Raw genomic sequence first — 16,390 nt, 5'->3', positions numbered from 1 at the left:
GCAACTATCGGAACGTCTCCGCCCACTCGGCAAATTGCATGCATTGGCCGAAGGTCAGCACGTCGGGCGTGTCGGCCAGGCAATCGATGGACGTCCGGCTCTTCTCGCTGGCCACGTAATCGCTCACGCACTCGCGCTCGTTACGCTTCAGGCCCTTGTAGAAGTCGTCCATCTTGTACATGGCCTTGTCGAGCTGGTCCTGGCTGATCTTCTGCTTGCGCACCGCATCGCGACCGAGCTTCTGCGTGTCGTTTATCAGCGTAGGCATGCGCACGATGGCGGCGGAGCACTGCTGCGTGCCCTTCTCGTGGAGCTGGCTGGTGTTGGACGCAGGCACCTGCGACGGGGCTTCCGCCATGGCCTCGGGCTGCGCAAGCGGTGCGGCAGTGAGGCTCTCGACCCGCTGATGATCGCTCTCCACCGCGTGGCTCTGTGGCGGTGGCGTGTCGGTGAAATGCACCTTCCCATCGGCATCGCGCCATTGGTAGACCTGGGCGGCAAGGGACTGGGACAACAGCAACGCAAGAGCGGCAAACGCGAAACGGGGCAGCATCCGTGACCTCCGAGATAGCGGAATGCCAGCACGTTACAGAAGGCCAACGGCAGGGGCAACCGGAGGCATTCCAATTGAATTTGGGAAACCGCCTCCTGAGGACCTGATCAAGAGTCGCCGGCTCTGCCTATGACGCTTCGAATCCCCGGGTCAACCGGATGAAGCCGATCCAGTAGGGTGTGCCGCGCTTCTTGAAGGGGGGCGGAATTGATCCCGGAATCGGTGCGCGCAGCACACCCTACGATCCACACCGAGCTGAAGAGGACGGCTTTGTGCTCGGGGCCACTGAAAGTCCACGTCTACGAACGTGGATCTTTACTCGCGAAGCGGGCCGCAGGCCCGCCCCGTCATGGAAGCATCAGCGGAAATGCCGTCCCAGGCCGGCTGGAACGCCGCTGGAATCTGTAGGCTGCCAGGGCCCCTGGGGACTGTTGGAATAGCTCCAGCCGTTGTCCCAGCGGTAGTAGACGCGCTCGCGGTAGAAGACATTGCGCTGGCCCTCGAGCACATAGACACCGAGGCCGGTGTCCCAGTAGCAGTTGCCGCCCGGCGGCGGCGCAAAGCGCGGGTGGGCCTTCATGCGCGGAGCCTGCTTGGGTGGTTGCGGCTCGGCTGGCGGCATCGGGCGATTCTGCGGCGGCGGGGTCTGGACCGCTGGCGGCTTGCGGGAAGGTTCCCAGTCCGGTTCACCGGGTTCCTGGTACGGACCCTGGCCGGCACAGCCGGCCAGGGTCAGGAGGAGGCAGATCAGGGGCAGGCCGAAGCGGGTGCTCGGCGCTGCCGGGAGTGCGGTGTGGGCTGTCATTTCTTGTCCGGGCTGTCGATGGTCAGTCGTTGGGTATCCGACGAACCAGTAGACAGCGGCGAACTGCTTCCTATCCATTCGCCTGCGGTCGCATTGCCACTACGTGAGATCCGGGCGACCAGCTGCACCTGCGGGAAGTTGGAGAGCTTGAGTTGCGGCATCATGGCGTCCGCGTCGCTCAGGCTGACTTCCACCGGCAGGTCGGCGACGGTCATGCGCTTGACCGCCAGCGGCATGGGCGGGCCGGAGGTGGCGCGGGCGAAGATGAATACGCTGTCGTCAGGCTGCACCTTGTCTTTCAGGTCCGCAGCCAGGTCCACCCGGACCTTGAGCTGGGCACCGGCCGGTGCAGGGGCGGCCTTGGGTTCTTCGACCGCCACACCACTTTCCTTGAGCTTCTCGCGGGCCTTGTCGATCCCACCCTGCAGGGCGCCACGGGAAGGATCATCCACCGGTAGCTGGCCGATCAGGCGCTCCCAATAGGTGATCGCATCCTGGTAGCGGCCTTCCTCGAAGCCGGCGATGCCCAACAGGCCAAGGCTGGTGATTTCGTTGGGGTCGGCTTTCAGCGCTTCCTCGGTCAGGGCCTTGACCTCGGGGGTCAGTTTCTTCTGGCTGGCGAAGTACAGCGCCTGTGCCCACTGGCCCAGCAATTCGGGCTCGCGGCCACCACGCTTGACCGCCTGTTCATAGGCGCGGGCGGCGTCGGCGGCACGGTCCTGGGCCATGTAGGTACGCCCAAGGAAGTACCAGCCCTCGGCGGATTCCGGCTGTGCCTCGACCACACGCTCGAGGCGCGAGGTCATTTCCTCGATGCTGCGCGGTTGCTCGCGCAGTTCGCGTGCCAGTTCCACCTTGTCGCTGGCGCCCCAGTGCAGGTAAAGGCCGAAACCCAGCGCCGGCACGATGATGGCGGCCAGCAGCGGCAGGGCCTTGCCCAGGCGCGAGGTACGACCATTGTCGGCGCCCTCGGTATCGGCCAGCAGTTCACGGGCAGCCTCGGCGCGGCCGGCATCGAACTGCTCGGCGGTGAGGGTGCCGGCGGCACGCTGGCTTTCCAGCTCGTCCAGGCGCTCCTGATAGAGGGCGACGTTGAGGGAGGTACGGTCTTCCTCGGTCTGGGCCTTGCGGCCACGCAGCACGGGGATCAGCAGGAAGGCCAGGGCGACCAGCAGGAGCAGGCCGGCGGCGAGCCAGAAATCGATCATGAGTCTTTCTTGTCCTGGTTCTCGGAGTTCAGCAGGGCGTCGAGGCGCGCCTGCTCATCGGCGGATAGCAGTACCTGGGCCGGACTGTTCTCGACCCGGCGGCGACGCACGACGATGATGCCCAGCACCACCAGGCCGCCCACCAGCAGGCCCGCAGGGCCGTACCAGAGCAGCAGCGTGCGGGCGTTGACCGGCGGCTTGTAACGCACGAAATCGCCATAGCGGGCCACCAGGAAGTCGACGATCTCGTCGTTGCTCTTGCCCTCTTCCAGCATGCGGAAGATTTCCCGGCGCAGGTCGGTGGCAATGGGTGCGTTGGAGTCGGCGATGTTCTGGTTCTGGCACTTCGGGCAGCGCAGTTCCTCGGTCAGGACGCGGAAGCGCTCGCGCTCGGCCTCGTCCTTGAACTCGTAGGTATCGATGGCGGCGCGGGCGATGCCGGTCAGGGCCAGGCCCAGCAACGCGGCGGCGATCAGGCGCTTCATTTGCCGGCCTCATCCACCAGCGACTGGTACAACGGCGCCAGCTGCTCGCGCCAGACGGTGTCGTCGATCACGCCGACGAACTTGTGGCGGATGATGCCGTCCTTGTCGATCAGGAAGGTCTCCGGTGCGCCGTAGACGCCCAGGTTCAGACCGAGGCTGCCCTGCTCGTCGCGGATGTCCAGCTGGTAGGGGTTGTGGAACTCCTTCAGCCATTTCAGCGCGGCGGCGTTGTCGTCCTTGTAGTTGACGCCGTAGATGGTCACGCCCATCTGCGACAGCTTGTTCAGCACCGGGTGCTCGACACGGCAGGACACGCACCAGGTGCCCCAGACGTTGACCAGCGCGGGCTTGCCCTTGAGGTCGGCCTCGGTGAGGGTGCGCTCGCCGGTGACGTTGGGCAGCGAGAAGGCTGGGAACGGCTTGCCGATCAGCGCCGAGGGCAACTCCGCCGGATCGAGGAACAGCCCGCGGTAGAGGAACACCGCGATGGCGAGGAAGCCCACCAGGGGCAGGACGAGGATCAGACGCTTCATGCTTGGGCTCCAGCCATGCCCAGCGCCTCGCGGACGCGGGTCTTAACCTTCACCCGGTAGCGCCGGTCGAAGGCCGCCAGCAGGCCGCCGAGGCCCATCAGCAGGCCGCCGAACCAGATCCAGCGGACGAAGGGTTTTACGTGTACGCGTACGGCCCAGGCACCGTTGTCCAGCGGCTCTCCGAGGGCGACGTAGAGGTCGCGAGTGAAACCGGCCTGGATACCGGCCTCGGTCATCACGGATTGCTGCACGGTGTAAAGGCGCTTTTCCGGATGCAGCACAGAGATCTGCTTGTCGCCGTCGAAGACGATCAGCGTGCCCTTGTCGGAGGTGAAGTTCGGGCCCTCATGGTGCACCGCGCCTTCGAAGAGGAAGCGGTAGCCCCCCAGTTCAACCGACTCACCCGGCGCCAGGCGCAGGTCACGCTCGGCGCTGTACTGGCTGGAAAGCACCACGCCCAGGGCGCAGACGGCGATACCGGCGTGGGCCAGCTGCATGCCCCAGTAGCTGCGGGTCAGGCCAGCGGCGCCCTTGAGCATGCCCTTGTGACGGGTCTTGTCGATGAAGTCGCGGACACCGGCCAGCACCACCCAGGCGGACAGGGCCCCCACGGCCAGCACGGCCCAGTGGAAGTCGCCGAAGAGGAAGGTGGCCAGGCCGCCGAGCAGGAGGCTGCCGATCAGGACCGGGCCGAGCATGCCCAGCAGCCACTTCAGCGGCGTGTCCTTCCAGCGCACCAGCACGCCGACGGCCAGGGCCAGCATCAGCACGGCCATCAATGGCAGGAACAGGGCGTTGAAGTACGGCGGGCCGACCGACAGCTTGGCGCCGGACAAGGCATCCAGCACCAGCGGGTAGAGGGTGCCCAGCAGGATCATCGAGGCCGCCACCACCAGCACCAGGTTGTTCACCAGCAGCAGGGTCTCGCGGGACCAGAGGGCGAAGCCCACCTGGCTCTTGACCACCGGTGCACGCACGGCGAACAGCGCCAGGGAACCGCCCACCACCAGCAGCAGGAAAGCCAGGATGAACACGCCGCGCTCCGGATCGGAAGCGAAAGCGTGCACCGACGTCAGTACGCCGGAACGGACCAGGAAGGTACCCAGCAGGCTCAGGGAAAAGGCCGCGATGGCCAGCAGCACGGTCCAGCTCTTGAACACGCCGCGCTTCTCGGTCACCGCCAGGGAGTGGATCAGCGCGGTACCGACCAGCCAGGGCATGAAGGAAGCGTTTTCCACCGGGTCCCAGAACCACCAGCCGCCCCAGCCAAGTTCGTAATAGGCCCACCACGAGCCGAGCACGATGCCGACGCTGAGGAAGGCCCAGGCGATGATGGTCCACGGCCGCGACCAGCGCGCCCAGGCGGCGTCGAGGCGGCCGCCGAGCAGTGCGGCGATGGCGAAGGCGAAGGCCACCGAGAAGCCCACGTAGCCCATGTAGAGCATCGGCGGGTGGACGATCAGGCCGAAGTCCTGCAGCAGCGGGTTGAGGTCGTTGCCGTCGGCCGGCATGTTCGGCAGCAGGCGGTTGAACGGGTTGGAGGTGATGATCAGAAACAGCAGGAAGCCGATGCTGATCATGCCCATCACGGCCAGCACTCGGGCCAGCATCACTTCCGGCAACTGCCGGGAGAAGATCGACACGGCGAAGGTCCAGCCGCCGAGGATCAGCGCCCAGAGCAGCAGCGAACCCTCGTGGGCGCCCCACACGGCGCTGAACTTGTAGTACCAGGGCAGCGCACTGTTGGAGTTGCTGGCCACATAGGCGACGGAGAAATCGTCCGCCATGAAGGCGTAGGTCAGGCAGCCGAAGGCGAAGGCCAGGAAGGCGAACTGCCCCCAGGCGGCCGGCTGGGCCAGGCTCATCCACTGGCGATCACCGCGCCAGGCGCCGATCAGCGGCAAGGTCGCCTGCACGACGGCCATGCACAAGGCAAGAATCAGGGCCAGGTGGCCGAGTTCGGGAATCATCGAATCAACCCTCTTTCTTGGGGAGCTGGCCGCTTTCCTTGAGGGCCTTGGTCACTTCCGGCGGCATGTAGTTCTCGTCGTGCTTGGCCAGCACTTCGTCAGCCACCAGCACGCCGTCGCCATTCAGCTTGCCGAGGGCGACGATGCCCTGCCCTTCGCGGAACAGGTCGGGAAGGATGCCGTGATAGCGAATGGTCACGCTCTTGGCGAAGTCGGTCACCACGAACTGCACGTCCAGCGAATTGCCGCTGCGCTGCACCGAGCCCTTCTCCACCATGCCACCGGCGCGGATGCGGGTGTCCTGGGGGGCTTCGCCGTTGGCGATCTGGGTGGGGGTGTAGAACAGGTTGATGTTCTGCTGCAGCGCGGACAACGCCAGCGCCACCGCGACTCCCACACCGGCCAGGATGGCCAGGATGATGTACAGGCGCTTCTTGCGAACCGGATTCACTTCGACTCCTCCCGGCGCAGACGGCGCGCCTCGTCTTGCAGGTAACGGCGCCGCGCGATCAGCGGCATGGCGACGTTGATGGCCAGAACCACCAGGCTGATGCCATAGGCGGTCCAGACATACAGGCCATGGTTGCCCATGGCGAGAAAATCGGTGAAGGAAGAAAAACTCATCAGACCTTACCCACTTGTGCCTGAATCTCGGCCTTGGCCCAGCTGGCGCGGGACTCGCGCTTGAGCACTTCCAGGCGCATGCGCATCAGCGTCACGGCGCCGAAGAAGCAGTAGAAGCCGAGCACCATGATCAGCAGCGGCACCCACATTTCCGGCGGCATGGCCGGTTTCTCGGTGATCTTGAAGGTGGCCGGCTGGTGCAGGGTGTTCCACCACTCTACCGAGTACTTGATGATCGGGATGTTGATCACCCCGACTATGGCCAGCACCGCACAGGCCTTGGCGGCGCTGTCACGATTGCTGATCGCCTGGCCGAGGGCAATCACACCGAAGTACAGGAAAAGGAGGATGAGCATCGACGTCAGTCGGGCATCCCACACCCACCAGGCGCCCCAGGTCGGCTTGCCCCAGATGGCGCCTGTGACCAGCGCCACGAAGGTCATCCAGGCGCCGATGGGCGCAGCGGCCTGCAGGGCGACGTCGGCGATTTTCATCTTCCAGACCAGGCCGACCACCCCGCACACGGCGAGCATGATGTAGCAGGACTGGGCGAGGAAAGCCGCCGGCACGTGGATGTAGATGATGCGGAAGCTGTTGCCCTGCTGGTAGTCCGGCGGCGCGAAGGCCAGGCCCCAGACCAGGCCGACGGCGATCAGGATCACCGCGCCCCAGGCAAGCCAGGGCAGCCAGCGGCCGCTGATCCCGTAGAACCATTTCGGCGACCCGAGCTTGTGGAACCACGTCCAGTTCATCGGGGCCACCTGCTCGGCGCTTGAGCCTGTTCGGACATCGGCAGTTTTCTCATCAGGACAACTCTGTTTCTTATTCACCGACGCTGATGGTCAGGCCGGCGGCAATGGCAAAGGGTGTCAGGGTCACCGCCAGGGCGGTGAGACTCGCCAGCCACAACAGGTGGCCGGCGGTCGGCAGTCCTTGCAGGGCCGCCTGCAACGCCCCGCTGCCGAGAATCAGCACCGGGATGTACAGCGGCAGGATCAGCAGCGCCAGCAGCAGGCCACCGCGCTTGAGCCCCACGGTCAGTGCGGCGCCGACGGCGCCCAGCAGGCTCAACACCGGGGTACCGAGCAGCAGAGAGAGCAGCAGCACCGGCAGGCAACGCGCCGGCAAACCGAGCATCAGCGCCAGCAACGGCGCCAGCAATACGAGGGCCAATCCGGAAAAAAGCCAGTGTGCCAGCACCTTGGCCAGGACCAGAAGCGGCAGGGGGTGCGGCGAAACGACCCACTGTTCGAGGGAGCCGTCCTCGAAATCACTGCGGAAAAGCCCGTCCAGCGAGAGCAGCACGGCCAACAGGGCCGCCACCCAGACCAGGCCGGGGGAAAGGCTTTGCAACAATTGGGTCTCGGGGCCGACGGCCAGCGGGAACAATGCGACCACTATGGCGAAGAACACCAGCGGGTTGGCCAATTCCGCCGGACGGCGCACCAGCAGGCGTGCTTCGCGGGCGACCAGCAGGGTGAAGACATTACTCATGCGCGGCGTTGCCCCAGGTCGAGTTCGCGATATCCGGCGGGCACCTGCCCCATGGTGTGGTGGGTGGTGAAGACCACCAGTCCGCCCTGTTCGCAGTGCGCCGCAAGATGCGCCTCAAGCTGGGCGACACCCTGCTTGTCGAGGGCGGTGAAGGGTTCGTCGAGAATCCACAGGGGCGGCGCGTCCAGGTACAGGCGTGCCAGGGCGACACGGCGCTGCTGGCCAGCGGACAGGGTGTGACAGGGCACGTCTTCGAAGCCACGCAGGCCCACGGCTTCCAGCGCCTCCCAGATGGCGTCGCGTTCGGCGGGCTGGTGCAGGGCACAGAGCCAGCGCAGGTTTTCCTCCGGGGTCAGCAATCCCTTGATGCCAGCGGCATGGCCGATCCACAGGAGATTGCGCGCCAGTTCGCTGCGCTGGCTGGCCAACGGCTTGCCGTTCAGGCGGACTTCCCCGGCGGTGGGCTGCATCAGGCCGCAGAGCAGGCGCAGCAGGCTGGTCTTGCCGCTACCGTTGGGCCCGGCCACCTGGAGCATCTCGCCCCGGGCCAGTTGCAGGTCCAGCCGCTCGAACAGCAGACGCCAGTCCCGCTCGCAGGCGAGGGCCACGGTCTCGAGATAGGGACTGGTCACGGCATGGGTACCCGGGGTGTATTCAAGTCAGGGAGGTGCCGGCCGCTATACTGGAGAACTCCAAGGCTCGCAGCCGGCCCGGACGGGGCGGCATTATACATGCCAACCCCCACCCCCGAAGCGAGCTTTTTCGACAGGTTGTAACCCCTTCCATGACCGAAATCAGCGGTACGCGCCCTCTCCCTCCGACCCAGCCCGCCGTCCGCCCCGCGCAGAACCCCGTGGACATGGCGCTCAAGCTGCTGCAACCACTGGACGGCCTGCTCTCTGCCGGGGAAAGCGCCGATGCCGAAGTCATTGCGCTGAAGGAAACGGCACAGAGCTTCCAGGTCCTGCTCAAGCTGACCCTGGGCAACGGCAGCCAGGCCACCCTGGAGGCCAGCAGCCCGCGCCCGCTGGTCCAGGGCAGCCTGCTCAGCGTAACCGCCCTGTCCGATACCCGCCTGACCATGGCTCTCAAGGGCGGCGAACGCGCCCTTGGCAGCCTCGACCTCGACCTGTTGCCGGTGGGAACCCTGGTCCAGGGCAAGGTGGTGTCCAGCGAGCTGGCCGCCCAGGGCAAGGCCCAGGCGGTGGTCTACAAGGTGCTGGTCAATGTGCTCAATACCCCGCTGGCCGGTAGCCAGCTCAGCATCGAAAGCCCTCGCCCACTGGCCATCGGCAGCCTGCTCAGCGCGCAGGTGCAGGGCAGCCAGATGCTGCAGTTCCTGCCTCTTGCATCACAGCTCGATCAACTCGAACTCACCCAGCAACTGACCGGACAACAGAACCGCCAGGGCTCCCTCGATGCCCTGGTCGGTGCATTGCAGTCCACCAGCCGTGAGAACCTGCCGGACAGCCTGCGCGCAGCCATGGACAAGCTGCTCGGCGCCCTGCCCGACATCCGTCAGCTCGGTGATTCCAAGGCCCTGGCCGCCGCCCTGGAGAACTGCGGCGCGCTGCTGGAATCGCGCCTGCTGGCGGGCCAGGCCGGCGCCCTGCCCCAGGACTTCAAGGCCAATCTGCTGCGCCTGATCGCCCAGTTGCTACCGGCCCTGCCGACGCCCACCAGCCTGCCCACCACCGGCACCAGCAATGCCATGGCCCAGGCCCTGCCGGCCTTCATCCGCAGCGCCCTGGGCGCCCTCAGCCAGGCCACCGCACGCCAGCAGGCCCTCAGCTTCCCCCTGCCCTCGCGCCTGGCGCAGACGGCCGAAGAAGAAGGCGACCTGGAAACCCTGCTCAAACTGGCCGCGGCCGCGGTCTCCCGGCTGCAGACCCACCAGCTCTCCAGCCTCGCCCAGACCCAGGTGACGCCCGAAGGCAACCTGCTGACCACCTGGCAACTCGAAGTGCCGATGCGCAATCAACAGGAGATCGTGCCGCTGCAGATCAAGCTCCAGCAGGAGCAGGAAGGAAAGCAGGAGAAGAGCGAGCGCAAGGAAAGCCTCTGGCGCATCGAACTGGCCTTCGACCTGGAGCCGCTGGGGCCGCTGCAGGTCCAGGCGCAACTGGTCCAGGGCAGCCTGTCCAGCCAGCTCTGGGCGGAGCGCGCCGACACCGCCGGACTGATCGATCGCGAACTGCCGAACCTGCGCGACCGCCTGACGGCGGCCGGTCTCACCGTCGGCGAGCTGGCCTGCAACCAGGGCAAACCACCGCGCGGGCAACGCACATCACTTGAACAGCGCTGGGTGGACGAGACCGCATGAGCAAGAAACCCCGTCAGGCCATCGCCCTCTCCTACGACGGCGCCAGCACTCCCAACCTGACCGCCAAGGGTGACGACGAACTGGCCGAAGCCATCCTCGCCATCGCCCGCGAGTACGAAGTGCCCATCTACGAAAACGCCGAACTGGTGCGCCTGCTGGCACGGCTGGAACTGGGCGACGCCATTCCCGAAGCGCTCTACCGCACCATCGCGGAGATCATCGCCTTCGCCTGGTACCTCAAGGGCAAGTGCCCGGCCGGCTTCGACCCGGACGCCGAACGCGACGTCTCCCCGGCCCCGCCGCTGCTCACGGGGCCGGGCGGCTGAACACCAGCCGTTCGCCCTCCAGGCCCTTGCCTTGCGGGAAGTCCAGCAACTGCCAGGCGAAATAGCCTTCGCGGAAGTAGAAGACCTGCCGGTAACCCCAGCTCACGGCCATTTTCACCGCATGGGCGCCGTGGAGGCAGACTTCGCTGTCGCAATAGATCACCAGCGGCATCTGCCGCGGCCATTGCGGCTGGGCAAGGTCATTGAAATGATCGAGCAGGTCAAGGTGCAAGGCACCGTGGATATGGCCCCAGGTCCATTCGCGTGTGGGCCGCACGTCGATGAAAATTGCCCCGCGTTCATACAGGTAACGTGCCTGCAGCACGTTCACCGTCATTGCGCCCTCTACTTCCATGGGGGCCTCCTGGGCTTGCAGATAGGGCACCAGGCAGAAGAACAGAATCGGAAGTAGACGCATCGCCGGACCTCCCCGGAGAGAAGCCCCGGAATTTAAGCTTAGGTCAGTCCGCATGCCCGGACCCGGTGTATCCAGAGCGGTCCGACGACGGGCTAAGAACACTCCGCGCTAAACCACTTCCAGACAACTCCGAAATAGCTGGAACCCGCGTCCCAAGCGGCCTCCAGCCGATGAGCGGCCTTTTACAGCAGCCACTGCGGACCCATAATTTTTGACGTCATGCGATTGTCGCCGTGCATGACCCGACCCCATCGAAGGAGACAAATTCAAGGGCACCGTACCGGAAGTGCAGTCGCTCGCGTGCAAGCTGGATTCCACGGGCAGGGTGCGCCCCTTGTTGAATAGGAGTGTTCGACGTGTCCAACCTGCCAGAACAAAACAGCGTCCCCCCCATGCCCGACCTGATCCTGCCGACCCAGGAAGACGGTCCCGCCCCCGCCACCGCAGCCCTCAACCCCAACCTGCCGCTACCGGTCCCGGGACGCATCACCTTGCCGCCTATCCGCAGCGTGCGCGCTGGCTGCTGGCTGCTGAACTACAAGCCGAGCGGCGCCCCGCTGGTGTCCTACGACGGGACGCTGCGCGTGGAAAGCCACAGCGACGGGCGCACAGCCAGCGGCGACCTGTACCAGCGGCCGGTGATCTTCCTGCCGATCCCCATCCCCACACCCTTCCCGGTGCTCCAGGGGCAGCCGGTCCTCACCCACGACCTGCCGCTCAAGCCGATCCTCCTCGCCGGGCCCAATCCGGCATCGGGCATCCCGATCCTGGCGCGCTCGCGCTACCGCTATTACATCCGGGTGACTGCGCTGCCGGAGTACTTCTACCTCGGCAACAGCTTCGGCCTCACCTTCCAGCTCTACCGCTTCACCGCACCGAACAGCTGGGCGCTGGACTCCACCCTCACCGCACAGATGACGCGAATGACCGCACCGGCTGGCTATCCCTCGCCATCCGACTACGCCGAAGGCGACGTGAAGAATGCCGCCAACACGGTGGTCGGACGCCTGACCATGGGCTGGCTGTCGAGCTACTTCCGCCGCTGCAGCATCGAGATCGACACAGTGTCCGGCTCCGAACGGCCCACCAACAGCGGCATCGGCCACACCTGGGCGACCGTGATGGACGCCATCGGCTGGCAGACTGCGGTGAACCTCAGCGACACCAACGTCGCCGAACCCTCCGGCAACTCCTGGTCCGACGCCGAGATGCACGCCGCGATGCTGGCGCGCCGCGCGGTGGTGAACCTCGACAATGAATGGCGCTATCACATCCTCGCGGTGAAGAACATCGACTCCACGCCGCGCGGGATCATGTACGACGCCAGTGGCACCGACTCCAACAACGTGCCCCGCGAAGGGGTCGGCATCTCCTCGCACTGGATCATCGACCCCGGCTGGGGCACGGTCAGCGGCCAGCGTTTCGGTACAGCGGCGGCGCCTTACTTCCGCACCGCCGTGCATGAACTGGGGCACGCCATGGGGCTCTATCACAACTTCGCCGACCACGGCTTCATGTGCACCAGCGACGTGATCGCCAGCGCCGGCACCCCGGCCACGCCCTTCCCCAACAACATCCAGTGGTCCTTCCACCCGGACAACCTCAAGCAACTGCGCCACTACCCCGACCCCTTCGTGCGTCCCGGTTCGGTGGCCTTCGGCGGTGCGTCCACCGGCACCCCGAGCATCACCCCGACCGACCTCGAAGCCGAAGTATTCGGCCTGGCGGTGGAGGTCACGCCGCTGCTCGGCGAAGTACCGCTGGGTGCCCCCGTGCGTGTTGGCGTGGCCCTGGTCAACCGAGGGGAGCAACCCATCCGGGTACCCGCGACCCTGAGCCTGAAGAGCGACTTCGTCAGCGGCAGCGTCGCAGACCCGGCAGGCAGCGTGCGCAGCTTCCGCACCATGGTGCACTGCATCGAAGACCGCCCATTCCGCGTACTGCAACCCGGCGAGCGCCTGGAAGACTCCATGACCCTCCTGCGCGGGGCCGAAGGCGCACTCTTCGGTGTGCCGGGCATCCATGACGTCCGGGTCGAGGTGCACTGGGAGATCGACGGCATGGTCGCCCACGCGGCCGGCAGCACGACCGTGATGGTCACCGCTGCGGTGGACGCCCGCCACGCAGAAGCCGCGCACAAGGTGCTCGCCACGCCCGACCTGCACCTCGTGCTCGCACTGGGTGGAGACCACCTCGACGAAGGCCTGGCGGCACTGGACGCGGCCCTCGGTTCGGCGGTGCTGAGGCCCCACTTCGCTGCGGTTGCCGCCAAGCGGCTGGCGCGGCGCTTCCTCAAGCGCAAGCCCGACGCCAAGGCCGCCGCGGCACTGCTCGAGCACGACGTCGTGATGAGCGATGCCGAGCGCGACAGGCTGGCCTCACTGATCGATGACGCGGGCGGCGCCGCCACCAAGGACCTGGCAAAAGCGCTCAAGGGCAAGGCCAAGCCGGCCACACTGGCACGCGCCAAGTAACGCGTAGCGGAAACCTGGCGCGTCGGTCTGGGCCGGCGCGCCAGCCTTTACGGAGTCACACGAATGACAGAGCTGGATACGCGACTGATAGGCCAATGGCGAAGGAGCACGGAGGCCGCCGCTGCGAAAGGCTACGCGAGCCACCTTCACTTCCAGGCCAACGGACTCTATTTCGGGCAGGCCTCCCCTCCCGACACCTTCACCTGGTGGGACGGCGGCACCTGGGCCATCCACGCACCAGGCAGGCTCGCGCTCTCCACCGCCAATGACGCCGTGGTCGCCTACAGCTACCAGCTGGACCACGACATCCTCACCATCACCGATGCCTCGGGTTGCCGCATCACCTATCACCGCGACGCCTGAGACGCCGGCCTGAATCATTGCCAGGAGGGCGATATGCCAGGCCCCTACCCCACCACGATCTTCTTCGATCTGGGCGACACGCTGGTCACCACGGTGGGTGGCGTGCGCCAACGCTACGCCGACACCCTCGACTGCCTGCAGATCCTCAAGGCGCGCGGCTACCGCCTGGGCCTTTTGAGCAACCAGGCGGCCGGCACCACGGTCGCTGCCGTCCAGGCGCAACTCGACCAACTGCACCTGGGCCGATACATCGAACCCGGCCTCATCACCCTGTCGACCGAAATCCCCGGCAATGTCGGCAAACCGGCACAACCCGTCTTCGACCTGGCCCGGCAAAAGGCGAAGCATGACGCTGCCAGTGAACGCGCAATCTTCATCAGTGAATCTGCCTCGGACGTGCTCGCTGCACGTGGCTATGGATGGCGCGCGATACTGAAGCGCAATGGCAGCGCCTGTGTGCCTGGCGACGGCGAATGTGCCACCGGCCTCGCTGGACTGCTGCATCTGCTGCCATCCCTGGCTGATGCCTCAGGCGGCAACTTCGACCTGGCGCCGCCGCCCCGCCTCGTGGATGGGCTCTGGGCCGTTCCGGTGGACATCGCCCGAATCGAGGCGGCGCTCACTTTTGACGCGGCGACCCAACAGGCCAGCGGCGACGCAACCATCGAATTCCGTTTGGGCTTCAATGCCGGCTGCCCCATCTTCGACCTGCGCCAGACGCCCACCGGCGCCTGGCTGGACGGCGCTCCCGTCCCGCTCGCCGACGTGGCCGCACACGATTTCGGCGGCGGCCCCGACGCCAGCCTGCGCGTGCTCGCCCGAGTGCTGGAAGCCGGCAGCACCCACAGCCTGCGCCTGACCTACACGGTCGGCATGCCGCAAGCGTCGACTGCGGGTTCCTACGCGCCGCAGATCACCTGGAGCGCAGGTCCCCGACTGGTATTCAACTTCGGCTTCACCGACCTCGGCGCCGGCCGCTACCTCGAAGCGTTCGTCCCGGCCAACCTGATCTATGACCAGTTCGAGCTGCTGCTCGATCTGCAGGTACTGAACACGCCCGTCGCCCACACGCCCATCAGCAACGGTACGGTCAGCACCCTCGGCAGCAATCACTGGAGCATCGCCTTTCCGGCACGCGGCACGGCCTTCTCGCCCTTGCTGGAACTGCGCCCGAGCGACAGCCTGCAGAGCGCCACGGTCAATACCGTGCTGCCGGTCTCGGGCAGCGCCGTGGCGGTGACGGCCTGGAAACTCGCCAGCAGCGCGGTGAACGTCGCCGCCCAGGCCAGCACCATTGCCGGATTCCTCACGGACAACGAGAGCAGCTCCGGGCGCTACGTCCATGGCGGGCGCTTCACCGCCTTCATCCATCAGGGCGGCATGGAGTACGACGGAGGCACCACCAGCGGCACCGGCCCGCTGCGCCACGAGGCGTACCACAGCTGGTGGGCACGCGGCCTGAAGCCGGCGAGCCAGCCCGACGCCTGGTTCGACGAAGCCTGGACGGTCTACAACGACAACGGCGCCGGGGGCGTGCAGCCTCTCGACTTCACAGCCCCTGCCCAGGCCTTGCGCCCCCGCAACCCCTGGGTCAGGGTCACCCACCTCGACGCTTATGGCGCCGGTGAACGCCTCTGGAAAGGCATTGCCGCATTGACCGGGGCGGCCGCCTTGCGCGACCAGATGCGCGCCTTCTACCTGGCTCGCCACGCGCGCCCGGTGCGCAGCGAAGACATCGAATGCCACCTCCTGGCGCGCACCGGACAGCCGGACTGCGTGGACGCCTTTCACCGCTTCGTCTACGGCTTGGCCGACCCAGCGCCGCTACCCGACCTCTGGCTGCGCGATGACGCGGCCGATCCCGGCGCCAACGATTGGCCCGGCCGTTTCTGGGACTCACCCGACCTCTGGGTGCGCAACCGGGACGACGACGGACTGGAGCACCAGAACCTGGAATACGGCCAGGACAACTGGATCCACGCGCGCGTGCGCAATCGCAGTGCTACCGCCACCGCGCGCCACCTGGTGGTCAGCTTCAACATCAAGCAATACGCCGGCAGCCAGTTCACCTATCCGTCCGACTTCCTGCCTGCCGTGACGGCAGCCGCCGCCTTCGACCTCGGTCCCGGCGAGAGCCGCATCCTCAAGGCGCGCCTGCCACGCTCGGCGATTCCCCCCACCGGCAGCCATCCCTGCCTGCTGGCCAGCGTCTTCACCCGCTTCGACCGCCCGCAGGCGGGGCGCCATGTCTGGGAGCAGAACAACCTGGCGCAGAAGAACCTGACGGTGGTCGACCTGGCACCCAATGCCTGGATCGTACTGCCCCTGCTGGCGATCAACCTGCGACCGCGACTCTCGCGCACCGTCCAGCTTGAGCTGGTGCGGCCGAAGGGGCTCGAAACACTGGCGGCGGGACTGTTGCTGGAGAAACGCGCGCTGCCAACCGCAGTCCGGGGCAGTGCCAGGATGCTGCCGGTAGCGCCGCCGCACCAGGACGCCTCGCGCCTGGATTGCGCCTGCAGCCATCAGGACAACGGGACGGCCTTGGCCGCGACGATGCTCACCAGCCGCGCGCCGGAACGTCTCGCCGAACAGTTTCCGGGGGCACTGGAACTCGCCTTCGCTCATGGCGAGCGGACAGGGTTTCCGGTACTCCTGCGGCCGTCGGAAGCGCTACGTGTCGGATTGCGGGTGCAGGTCCCGGGCAACGCGAAGCGCGGCTCACGCTTTACCGTCGATCTGCTGCAGCGGGAAAACGGCAGGATCGTCGGCGGCGTGGCGATGGAGGTGCGGGTGATCCAGGGATAGATTGGC

At 66.5% G+C, this 16,390-nt stretch carries 17 protein-coding genes; 5 read left to right on the top strand and 12 right to left on the bottom strand.

Annotation, left to right across the window (positions count from 1 at the left end):
- Window positions 1–4: 4 nt before the first annotated feature.
- The 11 genes from FXN65_RS08605 to ccmA all read right to left on the bottom strand — a co-directional run bounded on the left by FXN65_RS08605 (window position 5) and on the right by ccmA (window position 8,304).
- Window positions 5–553, bottom strand: coding sequence for a DUF4124 domain-containing protein (locus FXN65_RS08605; RefSeq protein ID WP_151132664.1), 549 nt, complete (start codon window positions 551–553; stop codon window positions 5–7).
- Window positions 554–911: 358 nt separating this feature from the next.
- A complete protein-coding gene (locus FXN65_RS08600) occupies window positions 912–1,358 on the bottom strand; it encodes a hypothetical protein (RefSeq protein ID WP_151132663.1) in 447 nt (148 codons plus the stop codon).
- Complete coding sequence (gene ccmI / locus FXN65_RS08595; protein WP_151132662.1) at window positions 1,355–2,566, bottom strand: c-type cytochrome biogenesis protein CcmI; 1,212 nt, start codon at window positions 2,564–2,566, stop codon at window positions 1,355–1,357. The genes FXN65_RS08600 and ccmI overlap by 4 nt, the downstream gene beginning before the upstream one ends.
- The gene (locus FXN65_RS08590) at window positions 2,563–3,051 is read right to left on the bottom strand and encodes a cytochrome c-type biogenesis protein (protein ID WP_151132661.1); all 489 of its coding nucleotides are present in this window, start codon (window positions 3,049–3,051) and stop codon (window positions 2,563–2,565) included. The genes ccmI and FXN65_RS08590 overlap by 4 nt, the downstream gene beginning before the upstream one ends.
- Entirely contained in the window at window positions 3,048–3,584 is a 537-nt protein-coding gene (locus FXN65_RS08585; protein ID WP_151132660.1) for a DsbE family thiol:disulfide interchange protein, read from the bottom strand. Before FXN65_RS08585 ends, FXN65_RS08590 begins: the two co-directional genes overlap by 4 nt.
- Entirely contained in the window at window positions 3,581–5,554 is a 1,974-nt protein-coding gene (locus FXN65_RS08580; RefSeq protein WP_151132659.1) for a heme lyase CcmF/NrfE family subunit, read from the bottom strand. Before FXN65_RS08580 ends, FXN65_RS08585 begins: the two co-directional genes overlap by 4 nt.
- Window positions 5,555–5,558: 4 nt before the next feature.
- Window positions 5,559–6,005 carry a cytochrome c maturation protein CcmE gene (gene ccmE, locus FXN65_RS08575; RefSeq protein ID WP_151132658.1) on the bottom strand — a complete coding sequence of 149 codons (447 nt, stop codon included), beginning with the start codon at window positions 6,003–6,005 and terminating at the stop codon, window positions 5,559–5,561.
- Window positions 6,002–6,178, bottom strand: a complete 177-nt coding sequence (gene ccmD, locus FXN65_RS08570; protein ID WP_151132657.1) for a heme exporter protein CcmD — start codon at window positions 6,176–6,178, stop codon at window positions 6,002–6,004. The genes ccmE and ccmD overlap by 4 nt, the downstream gene beginning before the upstream one ends.
- Window positions 6,178–6,930 (bottom strand): heme ABC transporter permease, encoded by a 753-nt coding sequence (locus tag FXN65_RS08565; protein ID WP_151132656.1) that lies wholly within the window; start codon window positions 6,928–6,930, stop codon window positions 6,178–6,180. The genes ccmD and FXN65_RS08565 overlap by 1 nt, the downstream gene beginning before the upstream one ends.
- A 70-nt stretch (window positions 6,931–7,000) precedes the next feature.
- Window positions 7,001–7,672, bottom strand: a complete 672-nt coding sequence (gene ccmB / locus FXN65_RS08560; RefSeq protein WP_151132655.1) for a heme exporter protein CcmB — start codon at window positions 7,670–7,672, stop codon at window positions 7,001–7,003.
- Window positions 7,669–8,304 (bottom strand): cytochrome c biogenesis heme-transporting ATPase CcmA, encoded by a 636-nt coding sequence (ccmA, locus tag FXN65_RS08555; RefSeq protein WP_151132654.1) that lies wholly within the window; start codon window positions 8,302–8,304, stop codon window positions 7,669–7,671. The genes ccmB and ccmA overlap by 4 nt, the downstream gene beginning before the upstream one ends.
- A gap of 152 nt (window positions 8,305–8,456) precedes the next feature.
- Between ccmA and fliK the strand changes: the two genes are divergently transcribed.
- Both fliK and FXN65_RS08545 read left to right on the top strand, forming a co-directional pair.
- The gene (fliK, locus tag FXN65_RS08550) at window positions 8,457–9,995 is read left to right on the top strand and encodes a flagellar hook-length control protein FliK (protein ID WP_151132653.1); all 1,539 of its coding nucleotides are present in this window, start codon (window positions 8,457–8,459) and stop codon (window positions 9,993–9,995) included.
- Window positions 9,992–10,321 carry an EscU/YscU/HrcU family type III secretion system export apparatus switch protein gene (locus FXN65_RS08545; protein WP_151132652.1) on the top strand — a complete coding sequence of 110 codons (330 nt, stop codon included), beginning with the start codon at window positions 9,992–9,994 and terminating at the stop codon, window positions 10,319–10,321. Before fliK ends, FXN65_RS08545 begins: the two co-directional genes overlap by 4 nt.
- On the opposite strand, the gene FXN65_RS08540 is transcribed toward FXN65_RS08545, so the two are convergent.
- Window positions 10,302–10,739, bottom strand: coding sequence for a rhodanese-like domain-containing protein (locus tag FXN65_RS08540; protein WP_151132651.1), 438 nt, complete (start codon window positions 10,737–10,739; stop codon window positions 10,302–10,304). The two genes, FXN65_RS08545 and FXN65_RS08540, sit on opposite strands and share 20 nt — an antisense overlap.
- Window positions 10,740–11,095: 356 nt before the next feature.
- Between FXN65_RS08540 and FXN65_RS08535 the strand changes: the two genes are divergently transcribed.
- From FXN65_RS08535 to FXN65_RS08525, 3 genes are all read left to right on the top strand, one after another.
- A complete protein-coding gene (locus FXN65_RS08535) occupies window positions 11,096–13,213 on the top strand; it encodes a zinc metalloprotease (RefSeq protein WP_212632329.1) in 2,118 nt (705 codons plus the stop codon).
- A gap of 63 nt (window positions 13,214–13,276) precedes the next feature.
- Window positions 13,277–13,576 carry a hypothetical protein gene (locus tag FXN65_RS08530; RefSeq protein WP_151132650.1) on the top strand — a complete coding sequence of 100 codons (300 nt, stop codon included), beginning with the start codon at window positions 13,277–13,279 and terminating at the stop codon, window positions 13,574–13,576.
- Window positions 13,577–13,609: 33 nt separating this feature from the next.
- Window positions 13,610–16,384 (top strand): HAD family hydrolase, encoded by a 2,775-nt coding sequence (locus FXN65_RS08525; RefSeq protein WP_151132649.1) that lies wholly within the window; start codon window positions 13,610–13,612, stop codon window positions 16,382–16,384.
- Window positions 16,385–16,390 lie beyond the last annotated feature (6 nt).

Source organism: Pseudomonas lalkuanensis, from assembly GCF_008807375.1.
GTDB classification, from domain to species: domain Bacteria; phylum Pseudomonadota; class Gammaproteobacteria; order Pseudomonadales; family Pseudomonadaceae; genus Metapseudomonas; species Metapseudomonas lalkuanensis.
Note: the sequence above shows the minus strand (reverse complement) of the source record. Positions and strands in the feature narration are given on the sequence as shown.